At 66.8% G+C, this 17,836-nt stretch carries 15 protein-coding genes and 1 pseudogene; 1 reads left to right on the forward strand and 15 read right to left on the reverse strand.

The features are described 5' to 3' along the window. Positions 1-60: 60 nt before the first annotated feature. The gene (locus QM707_RS08500; RefSeq protein ID WP_415001421.1) at positions 61-975 is read right to left on the reverse strand and encodes a M23 family metallopeptidase; all 915 of its coding nucleotides are present in this window, start codon (positions 973-975) and stop codon (positions 61-63) included. Between QM707_RS08500 and QM707_RS08505 the strand changes: the two genes are divergently transcribed. Beyond that, positions 974-1,444 (forward strand): DciA family protein, encoded by a 471-nt coding sequence (locus QM707_RS08505; protein WP_415001422.1) that lies wholly within the window; start codon positions 974-976, stop codon positions 1,442-1,444. The genes QM707_RS08500 and QM707_RS08505 overlap by 2 nt on opposite strands. 144 nt (positions 1,445-1,588) lie before the next feature. On the opposite strand, the gene lpxC is transcribed toward QM707_RS08505, so the two are convergent. The 14 genes and pseudogenes from lpxC to rsmH all read right to left on the reverse strand — a co-directional run bounded on the left by lpxC (position 1,589) and on the right by rsmH (position 17,817). Then, complete coding sequence (gene lpxC, locus QM707_RS08510) at positions 1,589-2,512, reverse strand: UDP-3-O-acyl-N-acetylglucosamine deacetylase (protein WP_415001423.1); 924 nt, start codon at positions 2,510-2,512, stop codon at positions 1,589-1,591. A gap of 293 nt (positions 2,513-2,805) precedes the next feature. Then, positions 2,806-4,029: a cell division protein FtsZ gene (ftsZ, locus tag QM707_RS08515; RefSeq protein ID WP_415001424.1), complete on the reverse strand. Its 1,224-nt coding sequence runs from the start codon at positions 4,027-4,029 to the stop codon at positions 2,806-2,808. A gap of 55 nt (positions 4,030-4,084) precedes the next feature. Further along, positions 4,085-5,320 (reverse strand): cell division protein FtsA, encoded by a 1,236-nt coding sequence (gene ftsA / locus QM707_RS08520; RefSeq protein WP_415001425.1) that lies wholly within the window; start codon positions 5,318-5,320, stop codon positions 4,085-4,087. Then, entirely contained in the window at positions 5,317-6,057 is a 741-nt protein-coding gene (locus QM707_RS08525) for a cell division protein FtsQ/DivIB (protein WP_415001426.1), read from the reverse strand. The genes ftsA and QM707_RS08525 overlap by 4 nt, the downstream gene beginning before the upstream one ends. Next, positions 6,054-7,025 carry a D-alanine--D-alanine ligase gene (locus tag QM707_RS08530; protein WP_415001427.1) on the reverse strand — a complete coding sequence of 324 codons (972 nt, stop codon included), beginning with the start codon at positions 7,023-7,025 and terminating at the stop codon, positions 6,054-6,056. Before QM707_RS08530 ends, QM707_RS08525 begins: the two co-directional genes overlap by 4 nt. Then, positions 7,022-8,467 carry a UDP-N-acetylmuramate--L-alanine ligase gene (murC, locus tag QM707_RS08535; protein ID WP_415001829.1) on the reverse strand — a complete coding sequence of 482 codons (1,446 nt, stop codon included), beginning with the start codon at positions 8,465-8,467 and terminating at the stop codon, positions 7,022-7,024. Before murC ends, QM707_RS08530 begins: the two co-directional genes overlap by 4 nt. Positions 8,468-8,475: 8 nt before the next feature. After that, positions 8,476-9,555 (reverse strand): annotated as a pseudogene (gene murG, locus QM707_RS08540) (undecaprenyldiphospho-muramoylpentapeptide beta-N-acetylglucosaminyltransferase); the annotation flags it as partial. Beyond that, positions 9,552-10,868, reverse strand: a complete 1,317-nt coding sequence (ftsW, locus tag QM707_RS08545) for a putative lipid II flippase FtsW (protein ID WP_415001428.1) — start codon at positions 10,866-10,868, stop codon at positions 9,552-9,554. The pseudogene murG and the gene ftsW, both read right to left, overlap by 4 nt. 2 nt (positions 10,869-10,870) lie before the next feature. After that, positions 10,871-11,953, reverse strand: a complete 1,083-nt coding sequence (gene mraY / locus QM707_RS08550; protein WP_415001429.1) for a phospho-N-acetylmuramoyl-pentapeptide-transferase — start codon at positions 11,951-11,953, stop codon at positions 10,871-10,873. Beyond that, positions 11,943-13,325, reverse strand: a complete 1,383-nt coding sequence (locus QM707_RS08555; protein WP_415001430.1) for a UDP-N-acetylmuramoyl-tripeptide--D-alanyl-D-alanine ligase — start codon at positions 13,323-13,325, stop codon at positions 11,943-11,945. Before QM707_RS08555 ends, mraY begins: the two co-directional genes overlap by 11 nt. A 37-nt stretch (positions 13,326-13,362) precedes the next feature. Further along, positions 13,363-14,841 carry a UDP-N-acetylmuramoyl-L-alanyl-D-glutamate--2,6-diaminopimelate ligase gene (locus QM707_RS08560; RefSeq protein WP_415001431.1) on the reverse strand — a complete coding sequence of 493 codons (1,479 nt, stop codon included), beginning with the start codon at positions 14,839-14,841 and terminating at the stop codon, positions 13,363-13,365. Then, positions 14,838-16,607 (reverse strand): peptidoglycan D,D-transpeptidase FtsI family protein, encoded by a 1,770-nt coding sequence (locus QM707_RS08565; RefSeq protein WP_415001432.1) that lies wholly within the window; start codon positions 16,605-16,607, stop codon positions 14,838-14,840. Before QM707_RS08565 ends, QM707_RS08560 begins: the two co-directional genes overlap by 4 nt. Further along, positions 16,604-16,873, reverse strand: coding sequence for a cell division protein FtsL (gene ftsL / locus QM707_RS08570; protein ID WP_415001433.1), 270 nt, complete (start codon positions 16,871-16,873; stop codon positions 16,604-16,606). Before ftsL ends, QM707_RS08565 begins: the two co-directional genes overlap by 4 nt. Continuing rightward, entirely contained in the window at positions 16,870-17,817 is a 948-nt protein-coding gene (gene rsmH / locus QM707_RS08575; protein ID WP_415001434.1) for a 16S rRNA (cytosine(1402)-N(4))-methyltransferase RsmH, read from the reverse strand. The genes ftsL and rsmH overlap by 4 nt, the downstream gene beginning before the upstream one ends. Positions 17,818-17,836 lie beyond the last annotated feature (19 nt).

Raw genomic sequence — 17,836 nt, forward strand, 5'->3', positions numbered from 1 at the left:
CGGCCCTCCTCGCGGAGGGCCGCCTAGTTTAACTTGGGGACGGGCCCCGAGATATCAAGCTCAGCCGCCGATCTTGTCCAGGAAGGGGCGCGGATTGACCGGGCGGCCGTTCTGGTGCACTTCAAAATGCACGTGCGGACCGGTGGAGCGGCCGGTGGAACCGGCCTTGGCGATTTCCTGACCGGAGCGGACCAGATCGCCAACGCGAACCAGCAGACGCGAATTGTGACCGTACAGGGTGCTGTAACCATTGCCGTGGTCGATCTCGACCACATTGCCGTAACCGGTCTTGACGCCGGCATAGCTGACGACGCCGCCGGCCGCGGAACGAACCGGGTCGCCGGTGTTAGCGTCGAAATCGATGCCCAGATGGTGCGCGCGGCCGCCGGAGAAGGGGTCGGAGCGCGTGCCGAAGCCGGAAGTGATATAGCCGTTGGAAGGGCGCTGCGAGGGAACCGACTGGCGCTCGAGCTGCTGGTTGTACAGCATCGATTCGAGCACCGAGAGCTGACGGCCGGAAGCGTCGAACTGGGCCTGCAGCTCATTCAGGTCCTTCAGCAGGTCGCCCGCCGGCGCGTCGCTGACGGTTTCGTTACCGCCCATGCCGGGCGTGCGTTCGAAATCGAACTCGCCGTCATTGAGCTTGCCGCTGCGGGTCAGGCGCTCGCCGAGCGCGTTCAGACGATTGGCCTGGGCCTGCAGCTCGCCGACGCGCGCGGCGATGGCGTTGATTTCGATCTGCGCGTTCTCGCGCGCTTCCTTCAGCGCCGCCTGCTGGGTGCCGAGATCGCTGCGCAGCTGCGCGATCTCGGACTTGGCGGCGCCATTGGCGCCCCGCGCCGCGAAACCGGCGCCGAAGCTCAGGCCCAGGATGGCGATCGCGACTGCCGCGGCGGAAGCGGCTACTTTCGGTTCGTGCAGCGCCAGTTTCTGGGGGGCGCGCAGGAATTTCGATACGATGATGACATTCAGCATGTCGAAACGTACTCACTCTCAGGATCGTGGCGCCGCTCCCGGTTCTCCTCCCGACGCCTTGCAGGCCGTGGCGGGTGGCGAACTCGGTTCGGTCATCGAACGCGCCCAGTGGTTGGACCGGCTCGATGCCTTGCTGCGCCAGAGCCTGCCCGCCGCGCTGGCCGGGCAATGTCGCCTGGCGAACGTGGATAAGGACAAGCTGGTTTTTTTGGTCAGCGCGCCGATCTGGAAGAGCAAGCTGCGGCTTTCGGCCGACATCCTGCTGGACGCGGCTGCCGCGGCTGGCCTGCCGGCCCGCACGCTGGTCGTCAAAGTGGTACCCGCGACCCCGATCTCCCCGGGTGAAACCGCTGGCAAACCCCTTTCGCAAGCCGTACGCGAATCATTGCGCACGACCGCCCAGTCCGTGGGCGACCCGGAACTCCGGGCCCAACTCTTGAAACTGGCGTCCTTGCCTGAAACTCGGTGAGGGGGCATTCTGCCGCAGGAATTCGCCCCGGCCGTTAAATCCGGGTTAATTCAGGTGAAAAGCGCGTGATCGGCCACGCAAAACGGCCAATGAACCGGCCACGGTTCAGTTTTGACCCGATTTGACGCCGTTTCCGGCCAGGCTTCAGCGGGCCGGAACGGGCCGGATGACCACCGTAGGCGCGGTGGGGGACAGGACGGACTCGTCCTCGAAGCTGGCGTACTCCCAGCACTCGGTCTGGGCCAGCAGGGCGCGGGCCAGCTTGTTGTTGAGCGCATGGCCCGACTTGTAGCCGTAGAACGCGCCGATCAGGGCATGGCCCATCAAGTAGATGTCGCCGATCGCGTCGAGGATCTTGTGGCGCACGAACTCGTCGTCGTAACGCAGGCCGTCGTCGTTGAGCACGCGGTAATCGTCGAGCACGATCGCGTTGTCCATCGAACCGCCCAGCGCCAGGTTGCGCTCGCGCAGGTATTCGATGTCCTTCATGAAGCCGAAGGTGCGCGCGCGGCTGACTTCCTTGACGAAGGAGGTCGAGGAGAAATCGATCTCGGCGCTGGAGGTGGCCTTGCTGAACTGCGGATGCTTGAAGTCGATGGTGAAACCGACCTTGAACCCATCGTGCGGCTCGAAACGGGCCCATTTGTCGCCGTCTTCCACCTGCACCGTCTTCTTGATGCGGATGAAACGCTTGGCCATGTTCTGCTCCTCGATACCCGCCGATTGCAGCAGGAACACGAAGGGGCCGGCCGAGCCGTCCATGATCGGCACTTCGGCCGTGGACAGGTCGATGTAAGCGTTGTCGATGCCCAGTCCAGCGAAGGCGGACATGAGGTGTTCGACAGTCTTGACCTGGGCTTCGCCTTGGACGAGCGCGGTGCACAGGCTGGTGTCGCCGACCAGTTCGGCGCGGGCCTTGATCTCGACGGCCGGCGTGAAGTCGGTACGACGGAATACGATGCCCGTATCCGGCGCAGCCGGACGCAGGGTCATGTAGACCTTCTCACCGCTATGCAAGCCCACGCCGGTGGCGCGGATCACGTTCTTCAACGTGCGCTGTCTGATCATAAATTTGCCGTTCCCCTGGACAGAGGACACAAAACATTAACGAATAAGGATACCACACCCCTCCCTGAACGCCCCCGCAGGAAGGGAACACTGCGTCTCAGAACGGGCATCCGGAAGCTCCATTCGGACAATCCCCGCCCGGACAAGTTCCTGCCCCAACTGAAAAATCCCGCCGGCAGTGCCGGCGGGCAAAGGGGACGTGACACCAGCCCCAGCCATCCAGGCCGGGGATAAAGCGAGCGCAGCCGGCCGACCGGGCCCTTGAACCCAGAGGTGGCCGCGCGTGACACGGCTCAGTCGGCCTGCCGGCGCAGGAAGGCCGGGATGTCGAGGTAGCTGCTGTCGTTGTCGAGGGCAGTCGCCGGGGCCGACGGTTCGGCGCCGCGGCTGGCGCGCAGACCCAGGTTGTTGCCAGCCATCGACGAGGAAGACGCATTCGCCATCGCGTCGAAATCGGCCAAGCCCGTGGTGGCGTTGCGGACCAGCTTGACCGGCTGCCGCATCGGCTCGCGCAGCGAGTCGCGGTCGCCGTTGCGGACCGGCTGGCGCTGCGCCTGGCGATTCAGCCCGGTCGCGACGACCGTCACGCGCACTTCGTCGGCCATGTCCGGATCGAGCACAGTGCCGATGACGACCGTCGCGTCTTCCGAGGCGAACTCTTCGATCGTGCGGCCGACTTCGTCGAACTCGCGCATGGTGAAATCCGGACCCGCCGTGATGTTGACCAGGACGCCGTTGGCGCCGGCGAGGTTGACCTCGTCGAGCAGCGGATTGCTGATGGCCGCTTCGGCCGCCGCCTGCGCACGATCGTCGCCGCGTGCCGAGCCGCTGCCCATCATGGCCAGACCCATCTCCGACATCACGGTGCGCACGTCGGCGAAGTCGACGTTGATCAGGCCGGGGCGCACGATCAGGTCGGCAATGCCCTGCACGGCGCCGAGCAACACGTCGTTGGCGGCGCGGAAGGCCTGCACCATCGTCGCGTCGCGGCCAAGCACGGTGATGAGTTTTTCGTTCGGGATCGTGATCAGCGAGTCGCAATGGTTCGCCAGTTCCTCGATGCCCTTCAGCGCCACCTGCATGCGGCGACGGCCTTCGAACGGGAACGGCTTGGTCACGACCGCGACCGTAAGGATGCCGCGCTCCTTCGCCAGCTGCGCCACGACCGGCGCCGCGCCGGTGCCCGTGCCGCCGCCCATGCCGGCGGTGATGAACACCATGTCGGCGCCGTCGAGCGCTTCCAGGATGCGTTCGCGATCCTCGAGCGCGGCCTGGCGGCCGACTTCCGGGTTGGCGCCGGCGCCGAGACCCTTGGTGACGTTGCCGCCGAGTTGCAGCTGCAACTTGGCGCCACACTGCTTGATCGCCTGCGAGTCGGTGTTCGCGGTGACGAACTCCACGCCCTCGACGCCCGCGTTGACCATGTGCGCGACCGCGTTGCCGCCACCGCCGCCGACGCCGAAAACCTTGATTACCGCATTGGGGGCCAGCTTCTCTACCAGTTCGAAATGTGCCATGTCCGTGTCCTCGTTCTGTGTATGTGTGTTTTCTTGTTATCGCTGTTGCCGTGACTCAAAACTCGCCGCGGAACCATGTCCGCAGCTTTCCAAAAACCGTTCCCGCCTTGCCGGCGTTGATACGCGGGCGATGCGGATGCTCGATCTGGCTACCCCAGAGCAGCAGGCCGACGCCGGTGGCATGCACCGGGTTGCCGACGACCTCGCCGAGTCCGGTGACGTGCTGCGGAATGCCGACGCGCACCGGCATGTGCAGCATTTCCTCGGCCAGTTCGATCACGCCTTCCATGCGCGCGGCGCCGCCGGTCAGCACCAGGCCGGCTCGCACGAGTTCCTCGAACCCGGAGCGGCGCAGTTCGGCCTGCACCATCTCGAAGATTTCCTCGTAGCGGTTCTGCACGGCCTCGGCCAGCGCCTGGCGCGCGAGGCGACGCGGCGGGCGATCGCCCACGCTCGGCACCTGGATGGATTCTTCCGCCGTGGCCAACTGTGCCAGGGCGCAGGCGTAGCGCACCTTGATCTGCTCGGCTTCCGGCGTCGGCGTACGCAGCAGATGCGCGATGTCGTTGGTGACCTGATCGCCGGCGATAGGCAGCGAGGCCGTGTGGCGGATCGCGCCCTGCACGAATACCGCGATGTCGGTGGTGCCGGCGCCGATATCGACCAGCACGACGCCGAGCTCCTTCTCGTCGCCGGTCAGCACCGCCGTACTGGACGCGATCGAACCCAGGATCAGGTCGTCCACCTGCAGGCCGCAACGATTGACGCACTTGCTGATATTCGCGGCAGCGGACAACGCGCCGGTCACCAGGTGCGCGCGCACTTCGAGGCGGACACCGGACATGCCGACGGGATTGCGGATGCCTTCCTGCGAGTTGTCGACGATGTACTCCTGCGGAATCGCGTGCAGGATGCGCTGATCGGCCGGCACCGCGACCGCCTTGGCCGCCTCCAGCACGCGGTCGAGATCGCCGTAGGTCACTTCCCCGCCCGCCACCGGCACGATGCCGGGCGAATTGCGGCACTGCGTGTGGCTGCCGGAAATGCTGGCGTAGACCGAACGGATCTCGCAGCCGGCCATCAATTCGGCCTCCTCGATCGCGCGCTGGATCGATTGCACCGTCGATTCGATGTCGACGACGACGCCGCGCTTCATGCCGCGCGATTCGTGCGAACCGATGCCGATCACTTCGATCTCGTGACCGGGCGCGTATTCGCCCACCAGGGCGGTGATCTTGGAGGTGCCGATGTCGAGGCCGACGATCAGCGATTTGTCGCCTTTGCGGTTCATGTTCTCGCCTGTTGCTGCGTTTGCGTGGCCTTGTCCGGAGCGGCTGCGGCACCCCAGGTCAAGGCGAATCCATTGGTGTAGCGAAGATCGGCGCGCAGCAATGGCCGCGGGTCGGTCTGGCGCAGGCGCGGCAGCATGCGCGCGAACCGCTGCAGGCGGGCCTGCGTTTCGCCACGGCCGACTTCGACTTCTGTGCCATCAGACAGGGCCAGGCTCCAGCTGCCGCGCGCGGAGAGGTTCACCCGATTGACCTGCAGTCCGATCGCCAGGAAGAGCGGGCGCGCCTGGCTGTAGAACGACATCATTTCGCTGGCGCGCTCGTCGGCGCCTTCGAACACCGGCAAGGCCGGGGAGACGAGCGCCGGCGCCGGAAACAGCTCGCCGTTCTCCGACAACATGCGTTCCTTGCCCCAGCGCGCCAACGGCCGGTACTCGTCCAGCGTGACTTCGAGACGATCGGGCCAACGCTTGCGCACTTCGACCTTGCGTACCCAGGGCAGTGCCGCGAGCTTGGTGCGGATCGATTCGAGGTCGACCGCGAAGAAGCCGCGCTTGACGTAAGGCATGACCACCGCGCGCACTTGCGCGTCGCTGACCTGCTCGAACTTGGCGGTCACCGCCAGGTGACGCATCGGCCAGCGCGCACCGCCGATCCAGCCATTCACGACGGCGATCGCGGGAAACGCGACCAGGCCGATCGCGAACACCCAGGCGGCGATGCGAAGAAGCGCTCTCATCCGTGCGCCACCTCGTCGCCCGCATCGGACTTGAAGCTGGTTTCCAGTATCCGCCAGCACAGGGTCTCGAAATCGATGCCGACCTCGCGCGCCGCTTTCGGTACCAGCGAATGACTGGTCATGCCCGGCGCCGTGTTGACTTCGAGAAGATAGAACTTGCCGGCCTTGTCGCGCATGACGTCGACGCGGCTCCAGCCGCTGCAGCCGACGGCCTGGAACGCGGCGTACGCCAGCGCGCGGATTTCCGCCTCGGCGTCGCCTTCCAGTCCCGGACACAGGTACTGGGTGTCGTCGCTGACGTATTTCGCGTGGTAGTCGTAATACTCGCCGGGCGGCACGATGCGGATCGACGGCAAGGCCTGGTCGCCGAGGATGCCGACGGTTAGCTCCTGCCCTTCGATCAGCTGCTCTACCAGCAGTTCGCCGGGATAGCGCGCGGCCAGCTCGACCGCCGCATCGAGATCGGCGTCGTTGAAGACCCGACTGACGCCGACGCTCGAACCTTCGCAGGCCGGCTTCACGATCACCGGCAGGCCGAGCGAGCGAGCGGCCGCATGCACATCCTGTCCAGGCGAAAGGCGCGCGTAACGCGGCGTCGACAAGCCGAGGCTCAACCAGACCTGCTTGCTGCGGATCTTGTCCATGGCCAAGGCCGTGCCGAGCACGCCCGAGCCCGTGCAGGGCACGCCGAGCGCTTCCAACAGGCCTTGCAACACGCCGTCTTCGCCGCCGCCCTTGTTGCCGTGCAGGATGTTGAAGACGCGATCGAACTTCTTCGCGGCCAGTGCTTCGATCAGGGCGGGAATGCCGTCGACCGGGTGGGCGTCGATGCCGCGCGCGCGCAGCGCGTCGAGCACGTTGGCGCCCGAGTTCAGGGAAACTTCGCGCTCGGAGCTCGTACCGCCCAGCAACACGGCCACGCGGCCGAACTGGCGCGGGTCGGAAACCTTGCGGAATGCGCTGCTCATGCTTTCTTGGCTCCTTCGAATCCTTTGGCGGCGATTTCTGCCGCGACATAGCCGATGTCGCCGGCGCCCATCATCAGCAGCAGATCGCCGTCCTGCAGTACGTCGGGCAGCAGTTCCGGCAGCTCGCGCGTGGAGGCGACGACGACCGGATCGATGCGTCCGCGCGCGCGTATCGCCCGCGCGAGCGATTTGGCGTCGGCACCCGCGATCGGGGTTTCGCCGGCGGCGTAGACCTCGGTGAGCACGACCGCGTCGCAGCCCGACAGCACCGCGGCGAAATCGTCGAACAGATCGCGCGTGCGGCTATAGCGATGCGGCTGGAAGGCCACCACCAGCCGGCGCGACGGCCAGCCACCGCGAGCCGCAGCGAAGACCGCTTCCAGCTCGCGTGGGTGATGACCATAGTCGTCGACGAGCAGCACGCTGCCACGACCGGACGTACCCGCGAACGAGAGCTCGCCCTTCAGGTTGAAACGGCGGCCGATGCCCTGGAACTTCTCCAATGCGCTGGCGATCGCTTCGTTCGACACGCCGAGCTGCCAGCCGATCGCGGCGGCGGCCAGCGCGTTCTGCACGTTGTGCCGACCCGGCAGGTTCAGGCGCACCGTATGCGGTTCGCTCTCGGGCAAATGCAGTACGAACTGCATGACATTGCCGTCCTGCGTCACGTCGGTCGCACGCACGTCGGCCGTTTCGGCGAAGCCGTAGCGCATCAGATGGCGCGGCATCTGTTCGGCCAACGCCGCCACTTCCGCGTCGTCGACGCACAGCACGGCCAGGCCGTAGAACGGCAAGCGGTGCAGGAACTCGGAGAAGGCCGCCTTCACGCGATTGAAATCGCCGCCGTAGTTCTCGAGATGGTCGGCATCGATGTTGGTGACGACGGCGATCAGCGGATTCAGGCGCAGGAAGCTGCCGTCGCTCTCGTCCGCTTCGCCCACCAGCCACTGACCGCTGCCCAGCTTGGCGTTGGCGCCCGCCGACAGCAGCTGACCGCCGATCACGAACGTCGGGTCGAGCCCGCCCTCCTTCAGCACGCTCGCGGTCAGCGAGGTGGTGGTCGTCTTGCCGTGCGTGCCGGCGATGGCGATGCCGCGCTTGAAGCGCATCAGTTCGGCCAGCATTTCGGCGCGCGGCACCACCGGGATGCGCTCGCGCTGCGCCGCCACCAGTTCCGGATTGTCGGCCTTGATGGCGCTGGAGATCACCACGACGTCGGCGTCGCCGACATGGGAGGCGGCGTGGCCCTGGTGCACTTTGGCGCCGAGTTGCGCCAGGCGACGCGTCACGGCCGAATCGTTCTGGTCGGAACCGGAAACCTGGTAGCCGAGCGTGACCATCACTTCGGCGATACCGCTCATGCCGGCGCCGCCGATGCCGATGAAATGCACGCGCGGGAACGCGCGAGCCAGGTCGCCGGTTTCCTTCAGGCGTCGCTGCATCATGGACGGGCCTCCTGCATCACGATGTCGGCGACGCGTTGCGCCGCCTGGGGAAATGCCGCGGCCCGTGCCGCTTCGGCCAACCGCAGCAGTTGCGCACGATTGCCCACCAGCGGCTGCAGCCGGCCGCGAAGCTCGACATCCATCGCGCCGTCCTGGCGCAGCCAGTCGCCGCCGCCGCGCTCTTTCAGGAAGTCCGCATTGCGGGCCTGGTGGTCGTCGACCGCCCCCGGGAACGGAATCAGGATGCTGCCGACGCCAGCCGCACAGAGCTCGGCGATCGTCAGCGCGCCCGCACGCCCGATCACCAGGTCGGCCCAGCCGTAAGCAGCGGCCATGTCGGTGATGAAGGGTTCGACGCTGGCCTGCACGCCGGCGTTCGCATAGGCCTCCCGGGCCTGCTCCAGCATCTTCTCGCCGCACTGATGCCGGATTTCGAACGGATGCTGCGACTGCATCGCGGCGATCACTTTCGGAACCGATTCGTTGATTGCGCGCGCGCCCTGGCTGCCGCCGAGCACCAGCAGGCGGATCGCGCCTGCGCGTCCGGCGAAGCGTTCGGCCGGAGCGGGCAGCGCGGAGATTTCCGCGCGCACGGGATTGCCGACGGTCTCGTTCTTCACGCGCGGGAAACTGTCTGGGAAGCCGCAAAGCACGCGCCGCGCCAAACGCGCCAGCACACGATTGGTCATGCCGGGAGCGCGATTCTGTTCGTGCACGATAAGAGGACGACGCAGCAACCAGGCCGCCAGCCCGCCGGGGCCGGCGGCATAACCGCCGAAGCTAACGACGGCGCGCGGCTTTTCGCGACGCAACACCGACCAGGCTTGCCAGAGCGAGCGCAAGAGCACGAGCGGCGCCGCCAGCGTGCTGGCGAAACCCTTGCCGCGCAGTCCACGCACCGCGATCGTGCGGATCGGCAGATCGTGCGCCGGCACCAACCGCGTTTCCATGCCGCCATCCGCACCCAACCACAGGACCGCGGCGTCGCGCGCGCGCAGGGCATTCGCCACCGCCAAGCCGGGGAAGATGTGGCCACCGGTACCGCCTGCCAGGATCATCACGGGTGCGTTCCGGGCCGCGCTCATCGCTGCGCTCCCAACTTCGGTTCGACGCGCGCGCGCGGCTCGCGCAACGGCGGCGTCGCGACGGCATCGTGGCGATAGTTCGCCGTCTGCGGCGATGGTTCGAGGTCCTCCTCGCCCACCGACTCCATCGGCAAGGCACCGCCGCGCAAACGAGCGGCCCGCAGTTCGGCGCGATCGAGCTCGTAGCTGATGCGCAGCAACACGCCCATGGCGGCGCAGGTCATCAGGATGCTGGAACCGCCCGACGAGATCAGCGGCAAGGTCAGGCCCTTGGTCGGCAGTACGCCGAGATTAACGCCCATCGACACGACCGCCTGCAGGCTGATCCACAGGCCGATGCCGAACGCGCAGTAGCCGCTGAAATGCCGGCGCATGCCGATGCAGCGCCAGCCGATGCGCAAGGCCCGCCAGGCGAACAGCGCGAACAAGGCGACAATGACGCAAACGCCGAGGAAGCCGAACTCCTCGGCCGTCACCGAGAAGATGAAGTCGGTATGCGCTTCCGGCAGGTAGTCGAGCTTCAGGATGGAACCGCCGAGACCGACGCCCGTGCTTTCGCCGCGACCGATGGCGATCAGCGCCTGCACCAGCTGATAGCCGCTGCCGAACGCGTCTTCGAACGGATTGCTGAACGAGATCAGGCGGCGTACGCGATAGGGTTCGAGCAGCACGATGAAGGACATCGCGATCATGCCCGCCAGCGCCGGCAAGGCCAGGTTGCGAATGCGGGCGCCGCCGAGCCAGACCATGCCGCCGGTCACGGCGAGGATCAGCATGGCCGATCCGAAGTCCGGCTGGATCAGCAGCAGGCCGACCAGGGCGCCGGCCAGGATCAGCGGCTTGAGCAGGGTCTTCCAGCTGTTGCCGATCTCGTCGCGGAAACGAACGAGGTAGCTGGCCAGCCAGACGATGAACATCAGCTTCACCGCCTCCACGGCCTGGAAGTTCGAGACGCCCAGGTTGATCCAGCGGCGCGCGCCGTTGACCGTGTGTCCGATGCCGGGCACCAGAACCGCCAGCAGGAGCACGAAGCACAGCGCGAGGAACAGGTGACTGTGCTGTTCGACCTGCTTCATTTCGGTGCGCATCGCCAACAAGGCCAACACGATGCCGCCGGCCAGGAACATCAGGTGGCGGTTGAAGTAGTAGAACGCGCCGACACCGTTGCTCAGCGCATAAGGCATCGAACTCGACGCCACCATCACCACGCCGATCGACGCGAGCGTCACGACCACGGTCAGCAGCCACGGGTCGAAGCGACCTTCGAGGTCGTCGAAACGCAGTGCCTGGCTGGCGCGGTCGCGAAGGTTCATCTTCAGCGCACCTTGAGGGTCGCGAGGCCGACGAGCACCAGCACCACCGAGATGATCCAGAAGCGCACGATCACGCGCGGCTCCGGCCAGCCCTTGAGCTCGAAGTGGTGGTGGATGGGCGCCATGCGGAACACGCGCCGACCGGTCAGCTTGAAGCTGGCCACCTGGATCATCACCGAGAGCGTCTCGATGACGAAGATGCCGCCCATCACGACCAGGATGAGCTCCTGGCGCACGATTACGGCGATCGTGCCAAGCGCGGCGCCCAGCGCCAATGCGCCGATGTCGCCCATGAAGACCATGGCCGGATAGGTGTTGAACCAGAGGAATCCGAGTCCGGCGCCCGCGATGGCGGCGCAAAAGATGGTCAACTCGCCGGCGCCGGGAATCGCCGGAATCTGCAGGTACTGCGAGAACTGCGCGTGGCCCGAGGCATAGGCGAAGACGCCGAGCGCGGCGGCGACCAGCACCGTCGGCATGATCGCCAGGCCGTCCAGGCCGTCGGTCAGGTTGACGGCATTGGAGAAACCGACGATCCAGAAATAGGCCAGTACTACGAAGCCCGCGCCGAGCGGCAACGCGAAATTCTTCAACAAGGGCAGATAGAGCGTCGTCGCCGCCGGCACGTCCGCGCTCATGTACAGCGCGATCGCCGCCGCCAGTCCGAACACCGACTGCAGAGCGTACTTGTGTCGCGACTTCAGCCCGTTCGGATCGCGCTTGACGATCTTGATCCAGTCGTCGAGCCAGCCGATCGCACCGAAAGCCACGAGCACGGACAACAGGATCCAGACATAACGGTTGCGCAGGTCGCCCCACAGCAGCGTAGCCAGCGTGATCGTCAGCAGGATCAGCGCACCGCCCATCGTCGGCGTGCCCGCCTTGGAGAAATGCGATTGCGGGCCATCCTTGCGGATCGGCTGGCCGCCCTTCAGCCGCGAGAGGCGCTCGATGACGGTCGGGCCGAGCCATAGCGACAGGGCGAGCGCCGTCAGCGCGCTGAGGATCGCGCGCATCGTGATGTAGTCGAACAGCGCGAAGAATCGCGCCCAGGCCTGCAGCAAGCGGGCCAGTTCAAGCAGCATGGCCGGTCCCCTCCGTTTTCTTATTGTTGTTTTGATCGAGCAAGGCCGAGACCACCTTGTCCATCGCGCTCGAACGCGAACCCTTCACCAGGCAGCGCACTCCTCCGCGCAGCTCCGTCGACAGGGACGCGATCAGCGCCTCCTGCGATTCGAAGTGCCTTCCGCCTTCGCCGAACGCAGCGCTGGCTTCACGCGCGAGCTCGCCCAGCGTCAACACGCGACCGAGGCCGGCGCGCTTCGCCTGCCGGCCGATGTCGGCATGCAGCGCCGGCGCGGTTTCGCCGAGTTCGGCCATATTGCCGAGCACGAGCCACGCACTGGCGCCATGCGGCGCGAGCGTGGCAATGGCGGCGGAAACGGAACCGGGATTAGCGTTGTAACTGTCGTCGATGACGATGGCCCCATTGCCCAGCGCATGGGCGATCTGCCTGCCCTTCACCGGCTCGGCATGCCGCAAGCCTTCGACGATGGCCGAAAAGGGCGCGCCGGCCGCCAGCGACATCGCGGCGGCGGCCAGTGCGTTCATCACGCTATGCCGCCCGGGCAGCGGAAGCGCGATTTCTTCGCTGCCGGCAGGCGTATGCAAGAGGAAGCGGGAAGCGTCGGCCTCCGTGACGATTCGGCTGGCGCGGATGTCGGCGTCGTTCTCGATGCCGAAACGGAAGCTGCGGCGAGCGCCGACGATGCCGGCGAAGTACGGCGCGAAGGCATCGTCGGCGTTGATCACGGCCACGCCGTCGTCCGGCAGGGCCTCGTAGATCGCGCCCTTGGTTTCGGCGATGCCCAGCAGGCTGCCCATGCGCTCCATGTGCGCCGGCGCGATGTTGTTCACCAGCGCGACCTGCGGCGGAACGATGCTGGTCAGATAGGCGATGTCTCCGGGTTTGCCGGCGCCCATTTCGTAGATGGCGAACTCGGCGTCTTCCGGCGCATCGAGCACGGCCAGCGGCAGGCCGATCTCGTTGTTGCGGTTGCCGGGATTGAAGTAGGTCCGCCCCGTCCGCGACAGGATGCCTTGCGTCAACGCCTTGACCGAGGTCTTGCCGTTGCTGCCGGTCAGGGCGACGACGACGGCGCGGCGCGAGTGCTGCATGCCGGCGGCGAATTCGCCCAGCGCTTCCTGGGTATCGGCGCAAAGCACGCGCGGAAGATCGGTCTCGACGTCGTGATGCAGCAGCAGAGCGGCGGCGCCACGCGTCTGCGCCTCGGCGACGAAGTCGTGCGCGTCGAAATTTTCGCCGCGCAGCGCCACGAACAAGGCGCCGGACGCGATCGTGCGGGTATCGGTGCTAACGGAGCTGATGGCCACGTCATCGCCGAGATGGCGGCCTTCGCACCAATGGGCTACCGTGGAAAGCAGGACGGGCTTCATGGGCCAATCCCGTATTGATCGCGGAGGCATGAGGAAGTCATTCCCGCTCCCCCAACAAATGCCGCGCCACGGCCAGGTCGTCGAACGCATGGCGCGCGCCCGCGATCTCCTGGTAGTTTTCGTGGCCCTTACCGGCTACCAGCACGATGTCGTCGCTTCCCGCGCCCCGCAACGCAAGCGCGATGGCGAGCGCGCGATCCCGCTGCACCTCGACGCCGGAAGCGTTGGCAAAGCCGGCGAGAATGTCGGCGACGATGGCATCGCCCTCCTCGCTGCGAGGATTGTCGTCGGTCACGATCACCCGGTCGGCGCCGCGCTCGGCAATCGCCGCCATCTGCGGCCGCTTGCCGCGATCGCGATCGCCGCCGCAGCCGAAGACGCAAGTCAGGCGGCGCGGCCGGTGCTCGCGCAGGCTAGCCAGCGCCTGTTCCAGGGCATCGGGCGTATGCGCATAGTCCACCACGACCAGCGGCTGGCCGCGTTCGCCGCCGACGCGGCTCATGCGGCCGCCGACCGGCAGCAACGAGGGCAGCACGCGAGCCGCTTTTTCCAGGGGCCAGCCGAGGGCACGCAGCGCGCCGGCCACAGCGAGCAGATTGTCGATATTGAAGCGGCCCAACAGGGGCGATCTCACCGAGTGGGCTTCGCCGGCTTCGCGCAGGGCGAAACGAATCCCTTCAGGCGAAAGCTGCGGCTCGTCCGCATGCAGCGTGGCATCGGCGTGCCCGCGTGAGCTCAGGCCGATGCGGCGAACGCCGGCATCCACGTTACCCAGCAACTCGGCGCCGAAGGCATCGTCCAGGTTCACCACCGCGGCTTGCAGCGTCGGCCAGGCGAACAGCTTCGCCTTCGCCGCACCGTAGGCTTCCATCGTGCCGTGGAAATCGAGATGGTCGCGCGTGAGGTTGGTGAAGACCGCCACCTTGAAGGCGACATCGTCGACGCGGCCCTGCTCGAGCGCGTGCGACGAGACTTCCATCGCCACGTGGGTCGCGCCTGCGTCGCGCATCTTCGCCAGCAGACGATGCACGCTGACCACGTCGGGAGTGGTGCGTTCGCCAGCGACAAGGCGGCCATGCAGGCCCGTGCCCAGCGTACCGATGCTGCCGACAATGGCGCCATCGGCATGCAGCGCCTGGGCGATAAGTTGCACGGTGGAGGTCTTGCCGTTGGTGCCGGTAACGCCCGTCATCGCCAGCGCTTTCGACGGCGACGAATAGAATTTGTCGGCCAAGTGGCCGAGCTTCGCGCGCAAGCCGGAGATCGCGATGGCGTTCCCCGGCGCGATTACGCCTTCGGGAATCGGCGTTTCGTAGACCATGGCGGCGACACCCGCCGCCTGCGCCTTGTCTGCATGGCGCAGGCCGTGCGTGGTCGCGCCGGCCAGCGCGACAAAGACATCGCCCTCGCCCAGCTCGCGGCTATCGGCACTGAGTTCGTGCAGCAACGGATCGAAGGCAGGCAGCGGCGAAACTTCGCCGTCCAGCCATTCGTGCAGGCGCAGGGCGCGGCTCATTGCGCCACTCCCGTCGGCGTGGCGGCGGCATCCTGCGCCTCCATCGGTGCGGTCGCGGGGGTGGTGGCGGCCTGCGGCGCATTCGCCACCGGTTCGCTGGCGTACCACTGCTCGACATGGTCGGGCGGCACATCCATCAGGCGCAGCGCGCCATCCATCACGTTGTGGAAGACCGGCGCGGAAACCAGGCCGCCGTAGTAGTCGCGACCGCTCGGGTTGTGGATGACGACGACCATCGCGAATTTCGGATGGTCCATCGGCACGACGCCAGCGAACAGCGAGATGTACTTCTTCTCGTAACCGCCGCGAGTGAACTTGCGCGAGGTGCCGGTCTTGCCGGCGACGTGGTAACCGGTGACGGCCGCGCGCGTGGCGCTGCCGCCCGGTTTGGTGACGCTTTCCAGCATACCGAGTACTTCGCGCGCGATGCGCGGATCGAGCACCTGCCGACCGCTGCTGCCGCCGCCCTTGACGAAGGTCGGCGGCATCAGCCGACCGTCGTTGCCGAGCGCGGCGTAGGCCTGCGCGATCTGCAACGGCGTGACAGACAGGCCGTAACCATAGGAGATCGTCGCCTTCTCGAGCTGGCCCCAGCTGCGCGGCGGCGCCAGCACGCCGGCCGATTCGCCGGGAAAACCCGAGCCAGTGTTCTGTCCGAACCCGAAGCGATGCAGCACGTCGTAGAAGTGCTCGTTGCTCATGTTGAGCGCGAGCCGGCTGGCGCCGATGTTCGAGGACTTCTGCAGCAAGCGCTCCAGCGTGACCGGACCGTAGTCGTGCACGTCGCGGATCGGGTGACCGGAGACCACCAGGGGCGTCGTCGGCACGACGACGTTCGAGTCGACGCCGCTTTCCAGCGCGGCCGCGACGGTCAACGCCTTGATCACCGAACCCGGCTCGACCACGTCGGTCAGCGCGCGGTTGCGATGCGTGCCGGGAATCGCAGCCTCGCGCGCGTTCGGGTTGTAGGCGGGCTGGTTCACCATGGCGAGGATTTCGCCGGTCGGGATGTCGAGCACCACCACCGAGCCGCTCGATGCCTGGTTGGCCAACAGCGCGCTCTTGAGTTCTCGGTAGGCCAGGTACTGGATGCGCCGGTCGATCGACAGCGTCAGGTCCTTGCCCGGTTCGGCCGCGCGGACCAGGTCGACGTTCTCGACGATGCGGCCACGCCGATCGCGGATGATCTTCTGCGCGCCCGGCTTGCCGGTCAGCCAACCGTCGAACGCCAGCTCAAGGCCTTCCTGCCCGCGGTCGTCGATATTGGTGAAGCCCAGAGCATGCGCCATCACCTCGCCATGCGGATAGAACCGGCGGAATTCGCGCTGCGCATAAACACCGGGAATGCCGCGCGCGACCACGGCCTGCGCATCGTCCGGGTTGATGTGCCGACGCAGGTAAACGAATTCCTTGTCCGAGCGCTGCGCGACGCGCTGGGTCAGCACGTCTTGCGGAATGCCGAGCGCCTTGGCCAGTTCCGGCAGGCGTTCCGGGTGCTGCAGTAGCTCCTGCGGATTGGCCCAGACCGACTCGACCGGCGTGGACACGGCGAGCGGCTCGCCATTGCGGTCCATGATCATGCCGCGCGAGGTCGGAATCGGGATCTCGCGCAGGAAACGCGCCTCGCCCTGGTGCTGGTAGAAATCCTTGTTCAGCAGCTGCATCTGCGCGGCGCGACCGACCAGCACCACGCCGCACAGGCCAAGCACGCCGGCCAGCGCGGTGAGGCGCACTTTCAAGTCGTAAGGACGGGCGCGGGTCTTCATGGTTTGAGCACCACCACGTCGGCGTCCTGCGGGAAAGCCATGCCGAGGCGCTCGGTCGCGGCCTGTTCGATGCGATTGGTTTCCGACCACGTCGCCTGCTCGAGCTGCAGGCGGCCGAATTCCATGTTCAGTTCGTCACGCGCGCGTTCCAATCGCGTCAGTTCGACATAGGCAAGGCGATGTTGCTGGCGCGCGTAAACCACACCGACGGCGCTGCCGACGGCCGCCATCAGCAACAGCGCGATCAGGAATACGCGCGGGCTCATGCGCGCACCTGCGGCGATCCGCCCGTCTTTTCCGCCACGCGCAGCACGGCGCTCCGCGCGCGCGGGTTGCGCGCCACTTCCTCGTCGTCGGCGCGCTGGGCGCCGCCGATGTCGACCAGGCTGGCGTGGAACTCCTGCGCGATCGGCATGCGGCGGTTGCCCGGGGGCGCCTTCGCGTGACGCGCGATGAACTGTTTGACGATGCGGTCTTCCAGCGAGTGGAAGCTGATCACGGCGAGCCGGCCGCCGGGCTTCAGGCGCGCATGCGCGGCATCCAGACCGCGTTCGAGATCGGCGAGCTCGCGATTGATGTGGATGCGGATCGCCTGGAAGCTGCGGGTCGCCGGATGGATGCGGCTATCGCCGCGACCGACGACCGAGGCGATCAGCTCGGCCAACTGGGCCGTGCGCAGCAATGGCGTCGCGGCGCGGCGCGCAACGATCGTGCGGGCGATCTTGCGGCTGAGCTTCTCTTCGCCGTAGGTCCAGAGCACGTCGGCGATTTCCTTCTCGTCGGCGCGCGCCAGCCAGTCGGCGGCGCTTTCGCCGGACTCGTTGTCCATGCGCATGTCGAGCGGGCCGTCCTTGCCGAAGCTGAAGCCGCGCTCGGCCTGATCGAGCTGAGGCGAAGACACGCCGAGATCGAACAGCACGCCGTCCAATCCTTCGGTCGTTTCGCTCCACTGCCCGAGTTCGGCGAAGGAACCCCGATATACGGCGACGCGCGCGTCGTCGCCGAACAGCTCGGCAGCGCACGCGATCGCAGCGGGGTCCTTGTCCATCACCAACAACCTTCCTGCCGGCCCGAGCCGGTCCAACACGCCGCGTGCGTGACCGCCGCGACCGAATGTTCCGTCGAGATATCTGCCGTTCCCGATCACGCGCAGGCCATCGAGCACCTGCGTCCACATCACCGGTAGATGGCTCGGGTTCTGCGTCTCCACAGATGTCCCGACCGTCACC

Source organism: Arenimonas sp. (assembly GCF_047602345.1).
Lineage (GTDB): Bacteria > Pseudomonadota > Gammaproteobacteria > Xanthomonadales > Xanthomonadaceae > Arenimonas.